The 19,032-nt window shown below is 63.8% G+C and carries 19 protein-coding genes; 17 read left to right on the top strand and 2 right to left on the bottom strand.

Going from position 1 to position 19,032, the window contains the following annotated elements:
* From ACL02T_RS29700 to ACL02T_RS29710, 3 genes are all read left to right on the top strand, one after another.
* Nucleotides 1-481 (top strand): hypothetical protein (locus tag ACL02T_RS29700; RefSeq protein ID WP_412834104.1); only part of this gene is annotated, 481 nt, incomplete at its 5' end.
* Between the two features lie 271 nt (nucleotides 482-752).
* Nucleotides 753-1,127, top strand: a complete 375-nt coding sequence (locus ACL02T_RS29705; protein ID WP_412834105.1) for a histone-like nucleoid-structuring protein Lsr2 — start codon at nucleotides 753-755, stop codon at nucleotides 1,125-1,127.
* 695 nt (nucleotides 1,128-1,822) lie between these two features.
* A complete protein-coding gene (locus tag ACL02T_RS29710) occupies nucleotides 1,823-2,563 on the top strand; it encodes a phosphotransferase (RefSeq protein ID WP_412834106.1) in 741 nt (246 codons plus the stop codon).
* 205 nt (nucleotides 2,564-2,768) lie between these two features.
* Here ACL02T_RS29710 and ACL02T_RS29715 read toward each other — a convergent pair whose 3' ends face one another.
* On the bottom strand, nucleotides 2,769-3,329 hold the full coding sequence (locus ACL02T_RS29715) for a hypothetical protein (RefSeq protein WP_412834107.1): 561 nt from the start codon (nucleotides 3,327-3,329) through the stop codon (nucleotides 2,769-2,771).
* Between the two features lie 247 nt (nucleotides 3,330-3,576).
* Here ACL02T_RS29715 and ACL02T_RS29720 point away from each other — a divergent pair, with 247 nt between their 5' ends.
* Nucleotides 3,577-3,828, top strand: coding sequence for a hypothetical protein (locus ACL02T_RS29720; protein ID WP_412834108.1), 252 nt, complete (start codon nucleotides 3,577-3,579; stop codon nucleotides 3,826-3,828).
* A 554-nt stretch (nucleotides 3,829-4,382) separates the two neighbouring features.
* Here the strand turns inward: ACL02T_RS29720 and ACL02T_RS29725 are convergent.
* Nucleotides 4,383-6,425, bottom strand: coding sequence for a hypothetical protein (locus tag ACL02T_RS29725; protein WP_412834109.1), 2,043 nt, complete (start codon nucleotides 6,423-6,425; stop codon nucleotides 4,383-4,385).
* A 675-nt stretch (nucleotides 6,426-7,100) separates the two neighbouring features.
* Between ACL02T_RS29725 and ACL02T_RS29730 the strand changes: the two genes are divergently transcribed.
* From ACL02T_RS29730 to ACL02T_RS29790, 13 genes are all read left to right on the top strand, one after another.
* Nucleotides 7,101-7,271: a hypothetical protein gene (locus tag ACL02T_RS29730; protein ID WP_412834172.1), complete on the top strand. Its 171-nt coding sequence runs from the start codon at nucleotides 7,101-7,103 to the stop codon at nucleotides 7,269-7,271.
* On the top strand, nucleotides 7,220-7,711 hold the full coding sequence (locus ACL02T_RS29735) for a response regulator transcription factor (RefSeq protein ID WP_412834169.1): 492 nt from the start codon (nucleotides 7,220-7,222) through the stop codon (nucleotides 7,709-7,711). The genes ACL02T_RS29730 and ACL02T_RS29735 overlap by 52 nt, the downstream gene beginning before the upstream one ends.
* Entirely contained in the window at nucleotides 7,657-8,535 is an 879-nt protein-coding gene (locus ACL02T_RS29740; RefSeq protein ID WP_412834110.1) for an NAD(P)/FAD-dependent oxidoreductase, read from the top strand. The genes ACL02T_RS29735 and ACL02T_RS29740 overlap by 55 nt, the downstream gene beginning before the upstream one ends.
* Nucleotides 8,536-8,899: 364 nt before the next feature.
* Nucleotides 8,900-9,031, top strand: a complete 132-nt coding sequence (locus ACL02T_RS29745; protein WP_412834111.1) for a keywimysin-related RiPP — start codon at nucleotides 8,900-8,902, stop codon at nucleotides 9,029-9,031.
* A 333-nt stretch (nucleotides 9,032-9,364) separates the two neighbouring features.
* Nucleotides 9,365-11,017, top strand: coding sequence for an asparagine synthase-related protein (locus tag ACL02T_RS29750; RefSeq protein WP_412834112.1), 1,653 nt, complete (start codon nucleotides 9,365-9,367; stop codon nucleotides 11,015-11,017).
* A 34-nt stretch (nucleotides 11,018-11,051) separates the two neighbouring features.
* Nucleotides 11,052-11,312 (top strand): lasso peptide biosynthesis PqqD family chaperone, encoded by a 261-nt coding sequence (locus ACL02T_RS29755; protein ID WP_412834113.1) that lies wholly within the window; start codon nucleotides 11,052-11,054, stop codon nucleotides 11,310-11,312.
* On the top strand, nucleotides 11,309-11,776 hold the full coding sequence (locus ACL02T_RS29760) for a lasso peptide biosynthesis B2 protein (RefSeq protein WP_412834114.1): 468 nt from the start codon (nucleotides 11,309-11,311) through the stop codon (nucleotides 11,774-11,776). The genes ACL02T_RS29755 and ACL02T_RS29760 overlap by 4 nt, the downstream gene beginning before the upstream one ends.
* A 575-nt stretch (nucleotides 11,777-12,351) precedes the next feature.
* Complete coding sequence (locus ACL02T_RS29765) at nucleotides 12,352-13,104, top strand: hypothetical protein (protein ID WP_412834115.1); 753 nt, start codon at nucleotides 12,352-12,354, stop codon at nucleotides 13,102-13,104.
* Nucleotides 13,105-13,197: 93 nt separating this feature from the next.
* A complete protein-coding gene (locus ACL02T_RS29770) occupies nucleotides 13,198-15,168 on the top strand; it encodes an ABC transporter ATP-binding protein (RefSeq protein ID WP_412834116.1) in 1,971 nt (656 codons plus the stop codon).
* Nucleotides 15,169-15,436: 268 nt separating this feature from the next.
* Entirely contained in the window at nucleotides 15,437-15,799 is a 363-nt protein-coding gene (locus tag ACL02T_RS29775; RefSeq protein WP_412834117.1) for a hypothetical protein, read from the top strand.
* Between the two features lie 1,034 nt (nucleotides 15,800-16,833).
* Nucleotides 16,834-17,193, top strand: coding sequence for a pyridoxamine 5'-phosphate oxidase family protein (locus tag ACL02T_RS29780; RefSeq protein ID WP_412834170.1), 360 nt, complete (start codon nucleotides 16,834-16,836; stop codon nucleotides 17,191-17,193).
* A 295-nt stretch (nucleotides 17,194-17,488) separates the two neighbouring features.
* Nucleotides 17,489-17,695: a hypothetical protein gene (locus ACL02T_RS29785; RefSeq protein WP_412834118.1), complete on the top strand. Its 207-nt coding sequence runs from the start codon at nucleotides 17,489-17,491 to the stop codon at nucleotides 17,693-17,695.
* 890 nt (nucleotides 17,696-18,585) lie between these two features.
* Entirely contained in the window at nucleotides 18,586-18,840 is a 255-nt protein-coding gene (locus ACL02T_RS29790; protein ID WP_412834119.1) for a hypothetical protein, read from the top strand.
* Nucleotides 18,841-19,032: the final 192 nt, after the last annotated feature.

Below are 19,032 nucleotides of genomic sequence, written 5' to 3' on the forward strand. Positions count from 1 at the left end.
GGTGTGGATGCTGTCCCCGTCGAACCGGAACCAGCGGGTGCTGCGCTGCATGCAGCACATGGTCCGGGACGCCATCGACGGAGAGAACGCAGCGACCGGGATGGGGCTGACTACACAGAAGCCGTTGGAACAGCGGCGGGCGGAGATCAACAGGCGGGCCCGCGAGATCACCGGCGACCCGGAGCTCAAGGTCAATCCGGAATCCAGCACGAAGATCGTGAAGGACGCGGAGGCCGCTGCCGGTCTCCTGCTGGGCCCGCTCTCGGCATGGCAGACCTGTTCGGGCTTCGCCCACGGGCGGCTCTGGGCGACGTTGAGCGTGCTCGAGAAGCGGGAGTTGCCGGGTGCCGAGGAGGGCATGCATCGGCTCCTCGTGACGACGCCTCTCGACCGGGTGTTCTGGGCGGTGGTCGCCGCGACCGACTTGACGGACTACGGGTTCGACCTGCTGCGGAAGCGGTCGACGGCGCTCTACCGGTAGCGATCACGCTTGCCGTGAACGCCGGGCGCGCTCGACGACATTGGCCGCCCTCAGACCCTCGTGAGTCTCACCCTTGTAATCCCCGGCCTGCTCAGCTCACCATGGAGATTGACGGCGCTCAACGGTCCCCAGGCGGTCCAGCCCGTGTCCAACACTAGCCCCGCCGAGCGCGGATCCCTTCCGTCTCCACCGTCTTCCCTCCACGCACTGCGAACACGCACCCTATCGAGACCTTGAACGTGTCGATGGCGGATTTCCATTTCCCGCCAGCATGCGGTACAAATATCGTTGCTTGTTGAATACAGTAGAGGAGGTGCCCGAATTGCGGCAGACTCAGGTGACCCTCGTTGACGACCTGGACGGCGGCCAGGCCGACGAGACAGTGGTCTTTCAGCTCGACGGCAGGTCCTACGAGATTGACCTTTCAGCTGCTAACGGAACCCGACTGCGCGACTCACTAGCTCCATACATCGCCGCAGCTCGCGGTGCCCCGAGTGGGCGACGGGCGATTACACCTCGAGCCCCCGGGAACGATCGCGCACAGACCCAGGCAATCCGCGCATGGGCCCGCTCCCAGGGGCTCAAAATTGCAGATCGAGGCCGCATCCCGGACGAGATCCGAATCCGACACGCCAACCGGACCTGACAGACCTTGAGTTGTGCCGAGCTAAACGACTGACCCTCGCGAGGCCGACAACCCGGCGCACCTGGTCCTATACGACCGACGCCGCGCCAAGCGCTATGCCCCGGAGCAGAGCCAGTACCGGGGAGAGCTCCGCGGGGCCAAACACCCGACCGTCGCGCTGGCCGCCATCGGCGGCATCATCGGTCGCGTCCGGACCGCGATGACGGAGATGGTGGCCGAACTGCTCCGCCGCCGTCCCCGACAACGGAACGGCGCCGTCGAAAGCGCAGGTCGACGGCGCGGGTGGTGGGGGCTCTTGCGGGATGCGCGGGCGTCTACGTCGCCGCCGCGGCCATCCTCCGTTGGTGGCCGTTCTGACGGCTGGCGCCGCCGTTACGCCTCGCGCTCCGCTGCCCCATCCGCGAGTGACCAGCGTGGCCCTCGACGAGTGCTTGCCGGGCTCAACGACCTCCTGAGATCGCGACCGTGCACCGCAGCAGTCGCCGACGCCTCTCGCGCGGCGTCCTAACCAGCTTCCAACTCCCGCGGAGAAGGGGAGCGAGTGGTCTGCTCTCGAGAGCGGGCGACTCGCTAAACGTGATGCTGCGTTACGCGCTGGAGGGATTCGGCCGCGGCCGCCTCGGCGGACGCGACGGGCACCATAGGGGCATGGTCATCAACGCTCCCGCGATCATGCAGGGCCCCCGGACGACGACGTGCCGGTCCCCGAGGCCGTCAACCGGCTGGCCGCGGGCCATCCGCTTCGCCCCGTCTGGCAGAACATCCTTGGCGGTCTGACCTACGAAGTCCCTGGGCTCTGCTTCATCAAGTGGGCGCCACCCGGGATCGACCTCAACCCGGAGGCCGAACGGCTGGCATGGGCCGCCCAGTTCACGTCCGCGCCGCGGCTGCTCGACCACGGGGCCGACGACACCGGTTCCTGGTTGGTCACCAGACCGCTGGCCGGCACGAGCGCCGTCGAGGGGCGCTGGCAGGCTGAACCGGAGCGGACAGTCGAGGCGGTCGGTGAGGGTTTGCGTGCGCTACACGACTCGCTTCCGGTCGCCGATTGCCCCTTCACCTGGGACGTCCCTAGCCGTCGTGCCCGCATACAGGCACCCGAGGATCCGGGGCGGTGGCGAGACGAGCACGACGGGCTCACCCTCACCCAGGCCCTACGGATCCTCGAGGACCCACCCGAGCCGGACCGGCTCGTCGTGTGCCACGGCGACGCTTGCGTACCGAACACCCTCATCGCCGATGACGGCCGCTGCTGCGGGCACATCGACCTCGGCAGCCTCGGCGTCGCGGATCGCTGGGCAGACCTCGCAGCAGCGAGCTGGAGCACCGTCTGGAACTACGGGCCGGGACACGAGCGCCGCCTGCTCGACGCCTACGGCGTAGCGCCCGACCCCGAGCGCACCTACTTCTACCGGCTACTGTGGGATCTCACCTGACGCTCCCTGGATGTGCCAAGTTCAGTCACTTAGCCCGCGCCGTAGCGTTCCCCGCCGCCAATGGGACCGTCCACCCTCCAAACCGCCAGGCCCGCAGCCTCACTGCTGCCTTCCCCCAAGATGGGCAACATCACAGTCTCGCCGTTAGGGCCATTTTCCGCTATTTGAACTACTAGCGTGCCTGGCTCCTTTGGTTCTGATACGTCTAGTCGTACACTGCACAGGGGAGATCCTGGTAGTCAGTCGTCAGCGTTGTCGAATCATCGATAATTCCGACCAGGTCAACGTCGACGACGGTACGCCAGCTAGCCATGAAAGAAGTATCTTCGCAAGTGGCACGCGCCGTTGCACGCTTCCCGCGTCCGCCGCCTGACAGCACTGTAGCCTCTCCTTCGCTGATATCGTGCCACGTGCCATCGGCGAAATACTCTTGCAGAGTGACGGTTACGGTCGCATACTCCGTATCGCAATCTCCGTTGACCCACCATCCGTGGCCAGACGCATCACCAGAGGAGACGTGCACATAGTCACCGTTGGTGGTGAAGTTGCACAGCGCGGCGCGGGAGGCTGCCCCTTCTTCGGGCGACCCGGTATTTTGCAGGACCAGTCCTCCCGTCGTCTTCGCCGAATCAGGTGCGACAGTTGGACGTGGCTTGGCTGGCGGATTCGGTTGCGGCGTCGCCGACGCTGCCTTTTCCTCCACTGCAGGCGCAGCAGACGCAGCTACCTGCGGCACGAGCAACGACGTTGTCACGATTCCAGCCATGAGAAGGGGATAGATGGTTCGACGCAACGAAGCCTCCGGAGAACATGCAATCAGACTGTGAGCAGCCGCTCGCCAGACAAAGTCATGCTCGCCAACCATGACATCCTGTGCAATAAGACGTTCGTTGATCAGTCTTTTGTCTAAGTCTCGCCGAGACGGAATTCCGCGCCACCCCTCCTTGACTAGAGCACGTAGACTTGGTAGACGAAGCGCTCAGACCAGGTCTGTCGACAGAAGCGGAGGATGCATGGCTCAGCATGAAGGCGTTGGGCTCGAAGAAGGACCAACGGTGGTCGTCGTTGACGGGCAGGAATTCATCGTCCAACAACGCTCCATGGAGCAGGGCACCTACGACTTTAACTGGACCACGGGACCAAACCCGAACTATGGGTTCAGTTCATCTGGGTGGAACCGCAGGATCACGCTTGAAGATGCCACAAGGGCTATCCGTGACTTCCTTCGACAGGTAAATCCCCAAACGGGATACATCGAGGACTGAACATTTCGATGGCCGCTATAAGCTCCGCGGGACTGGCTGGCGATCTCCTCTCCAGCCCGTAGTCAGCCTGACAGTGGCCGGAACACAAGCAATGGTGCGAGCGACCCGATCCGGACCCGTCACATGCTTTCTTATCGTTGGTTGACTCCGCAAACTGTGAATTACCAGATGAGCACGCGTTCCGAGAGGCACTCGTAGGTGCTGGCGGACAACCAGGCTCTCGCGGGCGCCCACCGGTGGAAGAAGCGGGCGGCGAGCAGACCGAGAACCGACGCAAGCGAGGACCCGCACGGCGAGTACCACACCTCAAACGGGCTAGTGAAATCGTTCTGCAAGGACGGCAGCGGTCAACGCTCGCAGCTGGGACCTATCGAGCACGCGCCTGCCGGCGCTTCCTGCCACCTTTCTGCCTCTGACGTCTTGTGCCCTTGCAGGGTCCTCCCGCACTGGGGAGACCGGTATAGGAACCCGTGGTCTGGTGTCCAAAGCGGGTCACGAGGGTGACGCCCTCGTGACCCGCCTTTGATCCCCTGAGATCACCCCGATGCGCCTGCTCACCCCGGTGCCTCGGCTGCGGCTCCGGGTAGTACGGGCGCACCGACCTTACGGAGCACGTAGTCGAAGGGGTCGTCTGAGCTCTGATACCAGAAGTAGTATTTGCCCTGCTGGACCAGTGTGTTCGCAAGGTTTAGTGACCAGCCGTGGGGCTTTCCATTGAGAACGACGCCCTGGGCCTCGATAGAGCCGAAGTTCACGATGACGTCCGGGGCGATCTTTTCTGTGCAGCCGACAGGATCATCGGATGCTGCAAGCCGACCACAACCAGGCACGCCGCCCCCGCGCTCGAAAAGAGTGAGCCCCTCGATGGCGAACGGGCCCGGGTCCGAGACCGGCATAACATTCTGGCCCGGCGGAGTCGTGGCAACAACCGACCGGTACATTGCGGCGTCCTCCGGATACACGACCTGGTAGGCGTCGTTACCGCCTCGTAGAAATATGAGCGTACCGAACAGTACTGTCATGCCCACGGCAAGCACAGGACGCATCCACCGGCGCCGACGCACCAGCCAACGCAGAAGGTCTGTCCCGAGGATGGTCAGGATCGGCAGGCCGAACAGTACGATCCGGAGGAATCCCTCTCCGCCGTAGCCTTGCGCGGCAAACGCCATCGGCACCACAGCTAGTCCGATCGGCACGAGGTCTCGGCGGCGGCGCCAGTACACTATTGCGCCGAGAAAGCCGATGATGTAGGTCAGGCCCGCCATCACCATCCGGCCAGAGGTGCCTGCTAGATGCCCTGCATCCCCGGTGAGTCGGTCAGCGACTCCGGACTCGAGTGCCGCACCCGCACCTCCGTCTCCGATGAACAGGCCGATTTGGGTGGTCCAGATTGGGCGGGCTGCGATGAGGATGAACAGGATCAGCCCGACGATCCCGATCAACACCAGCCCCCGACCACGATAGCGGCCCACAACTGCGAGCAAGGCCAGCTGGCCCAGGATCGCGAACGGGGTGAGCTGGTGGGTGGGGATCACCGCGAGGATGCACAGCGCCGCACAAAAGTAGACCAGCAGCAGCTGCCGCGGAGGCAGCGTCGGCCGGTTCGGCGGCGTCATGGCGGAGATCAGCCAGCGGTGCAGCAGCGGCAGGCGCTTGGCACCGCGGTGTGGCGCGGGCCAGCCCGGGACCCCGCTCGGGTCGGTCCGACGGGTCGCCAGCGGGCCGAGGGCGAAGGTCAGCACCGTGAGCAACAGGCAGATACCGGTGGCCTGGGGCGAGAAGTAGTCCTGCTCGATCCAGTTGAGGCCGACGAACAGCCAGGCCGCGGCCCACGGGGCGCGGGTGCCGCCCAGCATCGAGCGGGCCAGCGCGTAGATGCCGATCGCCCACACCGTGACAACGGCCGGCGGGAACCAACGCAGCACCTCGTCGAGCTGGTCGGCGCCGCCGGCCTGGCGGAACCACGCCCACTGGGCGAAGAACGCGGGCCAGGAGAACCGGGCGTCCAGTCCTTGAGGTGGAATGCCGTTGGCGACTGCCACCGCGTCGACGAAGCCCGTGATGGTCCAAGCTGTTCCGAACCGAGCGGCGGGCTGGACCACCGACGGCAGCCCTGTTGAGCAGAGGATCAACACGCCGGTGGCGAAGCCCAGCATCGGGACCCGCGGACGCCGCGCGTGCAGCTCGGTTACGCAAGAGCTGATCGCGAACAACAGCGCTAGCCACGCCGGCAGGCCGAGTACTTTGACCAGGCCCCAGCCGTCGAGAGCTGACAGGTCTGTGGTGGCCACCGCGAGCGGCAGCATGACGAGCGCCAGCAACGTGAGCGCGGGGGCTAACCAGCGCTCGATCAGACTCCGGTGCCGGTCGAAAAACGACGACAGGAAGCCACCGGGGCGCGACACCGGGCCCGCCGCCGCCTGACCCGCGATCGGGTCGTCTCTCAGAACCGGAATTGACGTCGTCGGCGGGTCAAGTGGAACTTGCTCGGAAGCGGGCTGGCCCGGCAGCAACGCGCCGATCGGCTCCAGTATCTGCGTGCGTTCGGGATCGGCGGGGCTGCTCGAGCCGCTTCCGCGTGTCTCCTGCGATGTCACTTAGCGGCCACCTCCTGCCGGAACAGGAACCGAACTAAGTAGGCCACGCCGAGCACGAGGGTCGCACTCTGCCGTGTACGAGCTCGAGCCAGTCCCGCAGTAGCGGACATGCTCACCGCATCTACTCCATCCCCGTTCCTCGCCCACCGATGGCGTGGGCGCTAACCAGGAACCCTGTGGCAACGTCTGTCCTCCGCCTGCTCACCCTCCGTGGCCGAGCCGGACCGTGTCCGCCCACCCCATGGAACGACACGCGCACCGCCGACATGTACGCCGGCACACTCACCGAGTATGACCGGAGCCGATCTCCAGCAGGATCCGGCCCGCCGACAGGAGCACTTCCGCGCCGAGAGACTCCGGGACCCCGGAAGCGCGCGACGCACCGCTCAGTACATGCACGAACGGGCTGGCGGCTGGCACTCCCACGCTATCGCTGAGTGGCGCAAGCCACACGCAGAGGCCGGCCAGACGATCTCACGCTAGGTATTCAGCTGGACGCTCCTAGTAACCCACATGGCGCCTGCCACCTAATACTCCTGTTATCGAACCGCAATCTTCTACTACTTAGCGTGCTCATCGGCGAAGCAGCTGCGCGTCTTGATCACTCGATGTGATTACGTTGCGCGTTCACGTAGTTCGTCCGGATCATCTACTTGGCGGCTGCACCTTCCATGGATGGCCACCAGAATCGTCAGTCTCGACAATTGCGCGACGAGGCCGATGGAGGTTTTTGCGGCAACAACATCGCTGATCGATCTGCAATATCCAGTCTCGCTCCAGATTTGGCTGCCAAGATGCCCGAAAAAGGCTCCCCACAACACTCCGGCGGCGATTTTGCGTGGTTGATAAGCGCGCTCAGGAGGATCGGATCATTGAGTGACCGACAACGTGAGGTACTCCTACTCTTAGCTGGCGGCCGTGATACGCGATCCATTGGCAAGGCGCTGCGAATCTCCGAACATACGGTGAAGGTGCACACATCAGCCCTCATGCGAGCGCTCGGAGTGCGCTCACGACTGCAAGCTGGCATCGCTGGCTTTGCATACCTTACCGCTACTCCATCAGGAAGCCAGCCGAGCTTCCTGCACAGCACAAGTCCCATAGGTGCACCCGCTGCCGGGGCGCCTGATGGCTTGCCAATCACCGGTTCGCTGTTGGCGGATCCTTCGCCAGAAACCATACCTGCTGGGCCACAGCCTCTTACTAACACTGACGATACTTGGGAGAACTCATGCACACCATCACGATTGTCGGGGGCGGCCCCGCCGCCCTCGCGGCATCTCTAGTTCTGAGTCGATCCTGCCGTAAGCCCGTCGTCATATGCGGCGATCTCACCGTGGAGGCACCCGAGGTCTCTGCTCGCGAAAGGATAGCGGCGTCCTGGACAAAACTGAAGGATTTTGGAGCAGAAGTAATACCGGAACGAGCCATCGCCGTCTCACAACTGGAGTCCGGAGCGTTCTCACTTCGACTAAGCAGTGAAAGAATCCTACGCTCTCGAGCGTTGCTTCTGTGCACCGGCATTACCGAAAAACCCCCACAGATAGAGGGCATCCACGAATTGTGGGGCACTTTGGTCCATTCTTGTCTGTACTGTCATGGCTGGGAAGTCCAGGGAGAGCCACTAGCTGTAATCGGCCACGGTGATCGGGGTGCGCACCTTGCGATCCGCGCTCGCGGGTGGTCACACGACGTCACCTTGTACACCGACGGTGCTCAGCCGTCCGCAAGCCTGATCACAGACCTCACAAACTTAGGCATCAACCTTCAGTCTGCCCCGGTATTATCCGTTGACAAAGCCCCAACAGGTCTGAACGTCACTACTAAATCGTCAACAGCGGAGCACCGCTGCATGTTCGTCGTCCCGACCGTTCGGCAACAGAGCAATCTTGCCGAACAACTTGGCTGTCGGATGCGGCATGTGGAGGAACTCGACCTGGCAGAAGGCGCTGTCGCAACCGACACCGCAGGGCAAACCAGCGTCCGCATGGTATTTGCAGCTGGGACCTTGGTCGATCCAACTCTTCGAGTTGCAGGCGCAGAGGGCCAGGGCAATATAGTAGCCATCGCTACGAATGAGGAACTCATGCGCGCTGGCTTCCTCTACTGACAGCTCGCTCGTCCGCAGAGCCGGGCCTGCAGCCGAGCCTTGGCAGTAACGCTGTCATCACTTGCACGCCTTGGTTCGGCTATATCTCGAAGCTTGGGCAATCCGCCTGAAACAGACTCGGCAGAGCAACGTGAGTTGCTCCGCCACGTTTTGCTGGCTGTTTCCTCTCTCGCCCGCCCTCACTACCACACCTTCCATCATGATCACCAGGCCGAGCCTGCTTGGGCCTCAACAATAATACAAACGAGTAGGACGACTAGTACCAAAGCATGAGCCTCGTGAGAACCGCATCTCTTGCTTTGTGTCACCTTCTAGCGCAACGTAATAGTGGGCGATCAACGCCCCGAACAACGAGGAGGATGCAGTGAACAACGCGTTCGAGCAGGGCATGACCGACGTGTACGTGGCCCCTGCGCTCGCCGAGGTGGGCGAGTTCAGTGAGGACACCCTTGGCTGTTTCGGCGGCTGGGCCGACAACTTCCTCTGGCTGTGCTGAGGATTCAGCCTTAACGAATCCTAACCTCGATCCTCCTCGGCCCAAATATGCTCCGCGATGGTCCGGCGCCGAGTAATTGTCGGTGTCGGTCTGAAGGAATCCTTGGGAGCCGTGACAATGTTAGGTGGGTTCATTGTTCTGCCGGACATGCCCGTCGCGGAGGGTTTGAGTGCGCTGCTCCCCTTCGAGTCACCCACAGTACGCTCGCATTCTTCGGGGCGACCGTGGTTGATAAGTGAGCAGTCCGAGGAGCGGCTGACCACCGTCGCAGCCGGTCGGGCTCGACTGGCGGTGATCGGGCCCTGCCCGGTCACCGCCGGTCGGCTCGAGACCTTGGCCGAGCGCCTCACGACTCACGCCGACCTCGATGGGGTGTTCCAAGCACTTGCCGGCGCGGCCTACCTCATCGGCTCCGTCGATGGTCACGTCCGCATCCAGGGCAACGCCACGGGCCTTCGCACCGTTTTCCACACCAAGCTCAACGGAGTTCCAGTCGCAGCGGATCGCGCAGACATTCTCGCAACCCTGGCCCGAGCCGACATCGACGAGGAAGTTCTCGCACTTCGCGTCGTCTGTGGCGGTCAACTCCCGTCACCCGCTGCTGAACGGCCAATTTGGTCCGGCATCTCAGCAGTGCCAGCCGGCGACTGCTTGCTCTGGAACAGAAACAACGAACGAATCGCAAACCACTGGCGGCCACCGGCCGCCGAACTCTCCGTGGCAGAGGCCGCAGTTGGCCTACACGATGCATTAAAGGCAGCTACACGGCCACAATCGGCGACCGCCGGACGTCTGAGCACCGACCTTTCCGGCGGAATGGACTCAACTTCTCTGGCCTTCCTAGCTGCGCCCGACAGCCCAGATCTGTTGACGTTCCGACTCGGAGAGGCTGAAGCTGGCAACGACGACAGCATCTATGCCGCTCAAGCAATACAAGCACTGAAAAGCGCCGAGCATCTAGTCCTCTCACCGCAAGAGCTACCAGCGGTGTTCTCCGAGCCGGGCGCTTACTGGGACCCCGAGCAGCCATATCCCCTCACCCGTACCGCGGCCCGGACGCTACATTGCGTCAGAGTCCTTGTTGAGCATGGGTCCCGTCGACACCTAGCCGGCCACGGGGGCGATGAGCTCTTCTCTCCTCAACCCGGCTATCTCCATCACCTGCTGCGGCGGCGCCCCCTCACCGCGCTCCAGCATGCACGCGCACAGGCCGCAATGCGGCATTGGCCGCTGTTGTCGATGCTACGCGCCATCACCAGTCCGACCGGCCCCGCAGAATGGTGGCGTACCCAGGCAGAGCAACTGACCGAACCCTTGCCGCCCCTCCGACAGCCGATGATGGGCTGGGGGCTTGGTGCACTACGTGCCCTCGGGTGGGTCACCGATGCCGCGATAGAACTGAGCCGTACAGGCTTACGACGGGCAGCTGACGATGCCCGGCCACTCGGTAGCCATCCTGGCACCCACCAGCTGCTGCTCCTTACCAGAACGAATGCCTTGCACTACCGGATGCTCAGCAGGTTGTACTCCGCAGCAGGCGTGGAACTGGACCTGCCCTTCTACGACGATCGAGTACTCGACGCAGTGCTGAGGGTGCCGATCGAGGACTACGCCGGTCCGTGGCGCTACAAGCCGCTGCTCGTTGAAGCCATGCGAGGAATTGTCCCGCAAGGGATCTTAGGGAGATCAACGAAGGGAGAGTTCAGCGAGGAGATCCGAACCGGCTTGCGGGCCAACTTACCCGAAATCCTCGCGGTATTTAGCGACTCGACCTTAGCGGCACGGGGGCTGATCGATCCCGACCAACTGCGTATTCGCCTGACCGCGCCCCAGCAGGACAACCGAACAGTATTTGCTCTCGAGTACCTCCTCGGCTGTGAGAACTGGCTTCGCGCCGTCACCACCACTCCTCCTCCTGCTCATCCTCGGTCAGGCACCACCATACTTGCTAACGCCCAGGCCGATAATACGAACAGATACCGATAGGCCACCCCTGACCTAGTTCAATTTCAGGAAGAGGATGCTGATGCGTTTGCACCCCGATGTGCTATTAACTGACACCGATGACGGCGCGGTACTTCTACATCAGCAAACCGGCCGCTTCTGGCAGCTCAACCGGACCGGTAGCCGGCTCTTACATCGCCTCCTCGAGGGAGAAGCTCCCGAGGTAATTGCCGCCGATCTTGCTGCCCGGCACCAGGTCGATCCCGGGCAGGTCACTGAAGATGTCCGCACCGTCGTTACTCAGCTCGCCGATGCACAGTTGGTGACGAGCTCGTGAGCGTCCCCACTACGCTGGCGCCTCGCATCCAACTCCCGGCGCGGCAGCGCGGCGTACCGCTACTAGCGGTCGCAGTTGCGCGCCTCCTTGCCAAGTCCAAACCTGCCACGCTGCGCTCTGTACTCAAGCTTTTTCGCCGCGGCGCTCCACCCGCTACGCCCGGAGAGGCACTAGCTGCCCGCGAGGCTATCGTCGCCGTCAGCCTTCGCTGTGCGGGGCAGAATTGTCTACAACGCTCCATCGCCGCTGCGCTCCTTTGTCGGATACGCGGCAGCTGGCCAACGTGGTGCACCGGTGTACGCAGTCATCCATTCGCTGCGCATGCCTGGATCGAGTCTGAAGGCAGCCCGATTGGCGAGCCGCACCCGGCTGGCTACTACCGGGCGATACTCACGGTCCCGCCTAGTACGGGCGGTAGATCGCTTGATGCTTATCCACCTGCACCCAGCGCAATCCGACAATAAGGGAGTTGCAGATGGAGACATTCTTGCGGAGCAAGACGCCAATCAATCGGGCCGCGTTTGCTCAGGAGCCTCCGTTCGACCTCTTTGAAGCTGAGCCGAAGGCTCGATCTCGTGAATTACTTGCCTCCTACTTTGATCTGGAAAGCTCAGGAGGTCCCATCCATGCTCAATGTACCGCCGAGGTAGGCCGGCGTCTTCTCTCCGGCCACCCGGTTCCGATCTTTCAGACACCTCCCCTGCGTCTACTCCGCGAAACCTTGTGGAGTGAGGAACCAGAGGAGCCCAACCCGAGCGCCCCTCACGAGCTACCACTGGAGTATCGCTCAGATCCTTGGCAACACCTTTGCGATCTGATCGATAAATGGTCTCGACTGCCGAGCCCCGACCAATCCCGTGTGATCACAACACTAGCGAAGCTTGGGTTCTGGAGATCTGTCGTTGACCTCGCACCTCCGAGCCATGGTAAGGAGGATCGTCTCGACTACCTTCGGATGGCGTACCTCCGACACAACGCCGCAGCGCAGCTAGCTTCAGATCCGAGAGGTGCGACAGAGGGCCTCCTTAACGCTCGAACAGTGATGGAAAGCATTGCTGGGGCGGACTATTTTCCTCCGGCAGTGCGGTACGGCGCTGCCGCCCAGGTAATCGTTCTGTACGCAAAGGTAGAGAAGCAAAGCGCCCTGGCGAGCATGCGGCGGTGGCTCGATGTTGCCGATGAACTAATGAAAGCATCGAAGGCCGTTCTGGACCCGCTCCTTACTTCGGTATATTGGCGCGCCGCCGCCTTCATTCCGTTTTTCGAAGGAGATCATGCTGAGGTAGATCGACACCTGAAGTTAGCTCTGGCATGCGCTATGGAATCCTTGGGATCTGTTGACCCTGACGACCAACTGCGTGCATTGGAAAATGTACACCCTTTGCTAGAGACCTCCGGCCGCTCCGCTAAGGCCAGAGGGGACAAGGCTGGCGCGGAGCGCTTCTACAGAAGAATGCTCGAGTGGGACCCGCTTGATCCTAGGGGACACATACGCATGGGCGACTTCCTCAAGGGCGAAGGTCGCCTGATCGAGGCCCGACGTGCGTACCAGGCGGCGGCGTCCATAGGAGCTCCCTATACTGCATATTCGCACTATCAAGCCGCCCGCTGCTCGATTTGGCTAGAGCAGGCCGATGAAGCCTATGGGCCGTTAGTAGCCTCAGCGATGACTGATCGGCGCGCGCTATCTCCATTGATTGCACTGCGTGATTCGTGTACCGCGGAGAAGCTCCGACCCTTGAGGGAATGGGCCGTTAATGAGTTGGCTGCTCGCATGCAGGGAACTCCTTGAAGGAACTTGCTGCGGCTTCCCTGGCACACCCGAACAGCCCGTCACAAGTAGAAGTCCTTCACATTCCGCTACGATGATTACAGGATCCATCACTTGCGACAATCCAGGGCCGCAGGATCGAAAGTAAGAGCTGAGTCTGATACGGCATTCATCGGCGTCGAGGACTTGGAAACTCCCTACTACTTAAAGAGCCAGCTAAAAGCCGCACAAGCCAGTGTGTGGGCAGTTGCGCGCGAGACACCGCGGACAGCAGCAATCCTGGTCCAGTGGGCGTGGCGCGCTTCCCGTCCACTCACCATCGCCACTGGCCTAATTCAGCTAGTAGCGGCCGCGACCACCGCACTCGGCCTGTTAGCAACGACCGAAGTGTTTGCACAGCTCCTGTCTGAAGTGCCTAGCCCGGAGCGGATTGTTGCAGCGTTGCCGGCCCTAGTAGCAGTTGTGACCGCAGTAGCAGGTCGGGGCCTGCTCGACGCCGCAGCGGGTTTGCTTACCGCGGAACTAACACCAAGAATCGAACAGCGCGCGGAAGACGAGCTCTACAGCGGGCTCATCCACGTCGACCTCATCGCCTTTGACGACCCAGACTTCACAGAGCTTGTCCGCCGCAACGCCACACAAGCAGTGCTTCGAATCCGGGTCGGAGTGCAGATGTTAGGAAATTTGATATCCGCGGCCGTTACGCTTGTCGCCGCTGTCGTAACAGCCGGGGTCCTGCACCCGATTCTGGTGCCGCTCGTATTGCTTGCCGGACTTCCACATGCCTGGGCCAGCGTCCGCAGTCAGCAGGCAAACTTAGCTTCGATGGTTGCTCTCAACTCCGACTACCGTCGTCGCGCTGTCACCGGCCAGTTGATTTCAGAGCGAGACAACGCTGCTGAAGTTCGCGCCTTTACAGCTCAAACCCTGCTGCTCGGGGAGCATCGGCGGATCTCGGCCACAGTCACCCGCGGCGCCATTCAACTCGGCCGCCGGCAAAACCGCATCACGACGACGGGCCGCGCCCTGTCCGGCCTGGCCACGGGGATCGGCTTCATCGTCCTTGGGCTCCTGGTCTACACCGGCTGGCTTCCGCTGGCTTTAGCCGGCACTGCTGTAGTCTCGATGCAGAGATCCACCTTGGCGATCCTCAACAGCGTATTCGCCATCAACGGACTGTTCGAGGTCGGCGTACATGTGGACCTGTTTCGAGCGTGTCTTGACGACATACAAACCCGCCGACGGTCACGTGGCAACGAATCCCTGAACCACGACCCCGCTCAGATTCAGGTTAGTGCAGTTTCGTTCCGCTATCCAGGACAGGAAAGTGACGCCCTACACGAAATCAATCTGATGCTCCGTCGTGGAGAGATCGTCGCACTGGTCGGTGAAAACGGTTCCGGCAAAACAACTCTCGCCAAGTTGCTCACTGGGCTCTACCTGCCCACAGATGGCGAAGTGCTTTGGGACGGGATTCCTACTTCTGAGCTAGATGCCAACGACCTCCACGAGCGAGTTGCCGTCGTTATGCAAGATCCGCTCCGCTGGCCCGTCACGGCGGAGAACAACATCCGAATCGGCCGTTTCGGCCGCGATGATCCCAATGACGCAGTTTTTGCCGACTCTGCCTCCCGCTCGGGCGCCGATGCCGTACTGGCCCAACTCCCCCACGGCCGGGCCACCATCCTGTCCCGTGAGTTCCAGGGCGGCCGAGATCTCTCCGGCGGCCAATGGCAGCGCCTGAGCGTGGCGCGCGGGCTCTACCGCGATGCTGGCGTGGTAGTCGCCGACGAACCCACAGCCGCCATGGACGCCCGCGCCGAACACGCCGTTTTCGCCGCCCTCCGCTCCATCTCCACGGCTCGAGCCTCACAAGAGGGCCCTCAGGAACGGATCACCGTGCTTGTCACCCACCGCCTCGCCAACGTCCGTCATGCCGACCAAATCGTCGTCATGGAACACGGCCGGATCACTGAACTTGGTACACATGACCAGCTCATGAGGCGCGCAGGCACCTACCACGAGTTGTACACACTCCAAGCCCGCGCCTACACCAGCGACGCCTCTCCACGACTACCGGTTTAGGCCCAGCCCCGCGGGGAGAGGGACACGCCGGCAGCTTCGCCTGGCATGCGCATCCGCACGCCCGTCTGGTACCCGACCGGACGATCGGCCGTGGACGAGCCCCGCCACAAGCGCCCCAGCGATAGGGCTTCCCCTGCACCAGGCCGCCTCCGGACCCCGGGCCCAGCATCTGTCGGGGACACGCTCGTGAGCTCGTCCCCCGGATCGGGGCCTCCCGTCCGTCGACATCGCTGAGGGTCGCCGTGAGCGGTGGAAGCAAAATGATGGCATGGGCACTACCTCGGAAGAGGGCAGCCACACCTCCGTGACGTTCTCAGGCGGCGCCATGATCGCCCGCCCAAGCGGGCGCCTCGATGGAGTCAGCGATCTCGTGAGCTTGCTCATGCAGACGGCTGGATCGCCGATCAGCGTCGTGGTCTTCGACCTCCACGACGTCACGGAGGTCACGGCGGAGTCGGCCAAGACGATGGCGGAGTTCGCCGCCACCGCCTACGGGCGCGCTGTGCAGGTCAACGTGATCGGCAACGACGAACGAGTCCTTTCGCCGCTACGCAGCAGCCCCTTGATCTCGGTGTGGAACACCTCCGGCCCCAGCACGACCGCATCATCAGGTCCCGGCGCCGTTGAATAGTTGAGCCGCCGTGCGTGACCGAGCCCAGGGTTCGCCCCCATACCTCAACGCGGCGCCCCATCTGCGTGCGCGACGACCAAGACCTGCCCCAGCCACGGTCTGCCCACTGACTGCGGGTCGTCATGGCGTTGGTCGTGGCGCCGGCCGCGCGAAATCGGAGTCCGCGCCGGTCCCGGGACCGTGCCGGGCTTCTCGCCATCCCCACCGCTGAGCACAGTGGTGGGCATCACGTTCACGCAACTTCAAGCCGATGAGGACAGTTGCCACGATGGCCTGCGCCAGCGCAGGTACGACGTCACTGCAGCTGGTCGAATGCACGGAGGGAGAGAGGCCAGTGACCGCTACGCCGATCTTCACCGCGCTCGTCGAGGAGTTCTTCGGCTTGTCGGACGCCGACACCATCCCCTTAGAAGCCCTCCGAGACTCCGCAGCGCACGACGAGAGACCGCCCGGCCCCACGGGCTCACGCGCTGATCATTCGCTTGCGTACGGGGACCCGCACGCCATGCCACTGCACAGGCACCCAACGACGGTGCTCCCGCCCTGGCACAACACGGGACCCGGCCGCTGAACCGGCGGCGGCACCGACATAGCCCCCGGCACGACCCACCCGAGATCGGGAACTTCCGAGACGGACGGCCCGGGCGCTGACTCCGACCCGCAACTCGAGGTCCGCCATACACCAGCTCTGGGGTGCCCCAGCGAGGGTCGAGGGCGAGATCCATGGCCCGCGGGGGGCTGACCCGCGGGGAAGGGGTCACACTCCGCGGGCCAGCCACAATGGACGCTACAAGCAGCTCACCAGCAGCGTCGACTGTCAACGCGGCCTGCGGTGTAACGCCCCAGCAGCGCCACGAGCAGACCCGTCCGACATGCCCGATCTCGGTGTCCGGTCCGGGACCTAGGACCCTGCTTCGCGCTCTCTGCCTCACCTACCGTGCCGTGATCATCCGCGCGTCGCAGAATCCCATCGCTGGAGGTGACCGACTATTTGCCCGCAGCCGAGGCTCGTCGAGCTCGGGCGCCTTGAGTGCCTGACCCGTCTCGCCGGTGAGGGCGTGGGGCGGGTCGTCGTCACCCAGCAGAGCCTGCCCGCCGCGCATCCGGTCCACTACGTGCTCGACGGCGAAGAGGTCGTGTTCCGCACCCCGCGCGGGAGCACGCTCGCTGTCGCCGTCCTGGGGTCCGTTGTGGCGTTCCAGGCCGACGATATCGACCTGGACGCCCGCACCGGGTGGAGTGTCTACGGCGTGGGCGAGGCCTACGAGATCGCCGACCCGCAACGCCTACACGCGTTGCGCCAGGCGCTCTCCGCGTGGTGGGCCACCACCGACACCGCGCACACGATCTCGATCCCCCTGCAGATCCTGCACGGCCGCCTGACGCCCACCTGACGACAGCCCATCCGGTCGGGGCTGCTCAGCGCCAGGTGCTTCTTGCGGGCCCAGCCCGGGTATGCACCGCCCTGCCTGCTACCGGCCGCCGGAGGGGTCGCCGCCGGTGGCAGGCACCATCCGCGCAGCACCGCCTCTGCCCAGGCGCCTCCGGCGCCCCGGGAGCGCATGATCTTCGCCTCAACGCCGCAGCGCGATCCCGGCTCGGACGGTGATGATGCAGTGCCGTGAGCAACGGCCTGCCGCCCCTCCTGCTCGACCCCTGCCGTGAACCCTTGACGAAGGAGCCGGCTGAATGCTGGACCTCCACGCCCTTTTCGTGGACCCGCGGACCGAGGAAGGACGAGGACAGATCTACCGAGGCGTGGACCACAACCGGCCGCCCGCGACACTGGTCTACCTCGCCATGACCGGGGACACCACGGTCCGCCCGGGAACCTACGCCCTCACCGGCGAACAGTTCGACGGACACTGGGTCTACCGACGCCACGACGACAACTGAGACTCCGAGGCCCGTCGCCCCCGACGTGGGCCAGGCCCTGATACCTCTCAGCGGCACGTCCGCGACCGGACCGGCTACTGCCTAGCATCCGACCGGCCGCGGACCCCCCGCCTCGCCGGACGGGCTCCCCACACCGACGAGACACCCCCTTCAACGAGCGTTTCGCGCCGATGATCCGAAGTCCTCGTCACACCACCTGGTCGCCGTCGCGTTCTGCGGTGGGTAGTCGACGCGGCAGGTGCTAATGGGCTGACGGTCAGACCACGTTCATGTGAGCATGACAGGAGTCGATGGCAGCGGGGTTCGCCTGCCTCCTGCCTTCGGCAGGCCGCCACCAGCGGCGCTGGCGGGTCGGCTTCACCTTTGCCGGGGTCGACCCGCCAGTCCTGGCCACCGTGGTCCGACGGCCCCTGCGCCCACCACAGGAACCTGGCCCGTGACCGCCCGTGACGCTGTACGCGTAGCACCGCTACGTACCGGAAACAGCAGCAGACGTAACACGTTAGGCTGATCAGCCGACCATTCCTGTGGCGGTCCGTGCCCGGGCCGTCGCTCGGAGCATTGGCTGGTCCACCGCGGCCTCGGACTCCCCTCCCGGCTACGGTGACCGGCCGATGCCCGGGCCTGCGCCGAAACCCGCTCCGCCCCCACCAGACCATTCCAGTGGGGCACTGAGGTGGGGATCCGCCATTCACACTTGTTGAGCACGCAAGCAAACGGTATTGACCAGTGACCGCGTCCTGAGGTAGCGAGTAGGTACTGCTGGTGGCGGCGGGCTGCCCCCGCGTCTGCCGGTTTCCGGCCCGACGACAGGAGAGCGAATCGAGACAGCTCACCGCCCGCCTGACCCGCAAGAACTCTCCCGACCGCTCGACAGGAGCCATGGCCCCATGGCAACCCCCGCCCTGCTGCCGCCGCTGTTGTGCGTGTTGTGCATCAACCCTGCCCAGGACGACTTCCCCCTCTTCGGCGACGAGATGCCCCCGGTACGGCTATGCCGCCAGTGCCACCACAAGGTGGGCAACGACGAAGCCTCGGTGGGCTGGTGCGAGCTCGGCCAGCACTACGGACGCCCCCGAACCCACTGCCAGCGACACCACATCCAGTTCGCTCTCGCCAGCCAGACCGACATCCCCGCCAGTTAGTCACCCCGTCCACCGGCAACTCAACGGCTGCTCAGAAGTACTCGCCGAGCAGCTATCCGATGGCGGGACCGCTGCCGCAGCTTCGAGGTGGAGTCGGCTCATCCCCGCGACGCCATCGCCACCACCGAGACGGCGAGGGCCGATCGAGCGGGGCGACGATCACAACATCGGCCCAATCGGACCCGCTGCCAA

The organism is Pseudonocardia oceanicola, from assembly GCF_047200735.1.
In the GTDB taxonomy this organism is placed as follows: Bacteria; Actinomycetota; Actinomycetes; order Mycobacteriales; family Pseudonocardiaceae; genus Pseudonocardia.

Bases quoted from the DNA above. Each gene is read 5' to 3' on its own strand.
- ACL02T_RS29775 (WP_412834117.1), top strand. From the start codon at position 15,437: ATGGGCACTACCTCGGAAGAGGGCAGCCACACCTCCGTGACGTTCTCA.
- ACL02T_RS29705 (WP_412834105.1), top strand. From the start codon at position 753: ATGCGGTACAAATATCGTTGCTTGTTGAATACAGTAGAGGAGGTGCCC.
- ACL02T_RS29730 (WP_412834172.1), top strand. From the start codon at position 7,101: ATGGCCACCAGAATCGTCAGTCTCGACAATTGCGCGACGAGGCCGATG.
- ACL02T_RS29720 (WP_412834108.1), top strand. From the start codon at position 3,577: ATGGCTCAGCATGAAGGCGTTGGGCTCGAAGAAGGACCAACGGTGGTC.
- ACL02T_RS29740 (WP_412834110.1), top strand. From the start codon at position 7,657: ATGCACACCATCACGATTGTCGGGGGCGGCCCCGCCGCCCTCGCGGCA.
- ACL02T_RS29785 (WP_412834118.1), top strand. From the start codon at position 17,489: ATGCTGGACCTCCACGCCCTTTTCGTGGACCCGCGGACCGAGGAAGGA.
- ACL02T_RS29790 (WP_412834119.1), top strand. From the start codon at position 18,586: ATGGCAACCCCCGCCCTGCTGCCGCCGCTGTTGTGCGTGTTGTGCATC.
- ACL02T_RS29715 (WP_412834107.1), bottom strand. From the start codon at position 3,329: ATGGCTGGAATCGTGACAACGTCGTTGCTCGTGCCGCAGGTAGCTGCG.
- ACL02T_RS29735 (WP_412834169.1), top strand. From the start codon at position 7,220: ATGCCCGAAAAAGGCTCCCCACAACACTCCGGCGGCGATTTTGCGTGG.
- ACL02T_RS29755 (WP_412834113.1), top strand. From the start codon at position 11,052: ATGCTGATGCGTTTGCACCCCGATGTGCTATTAACTGACACCGATGAC.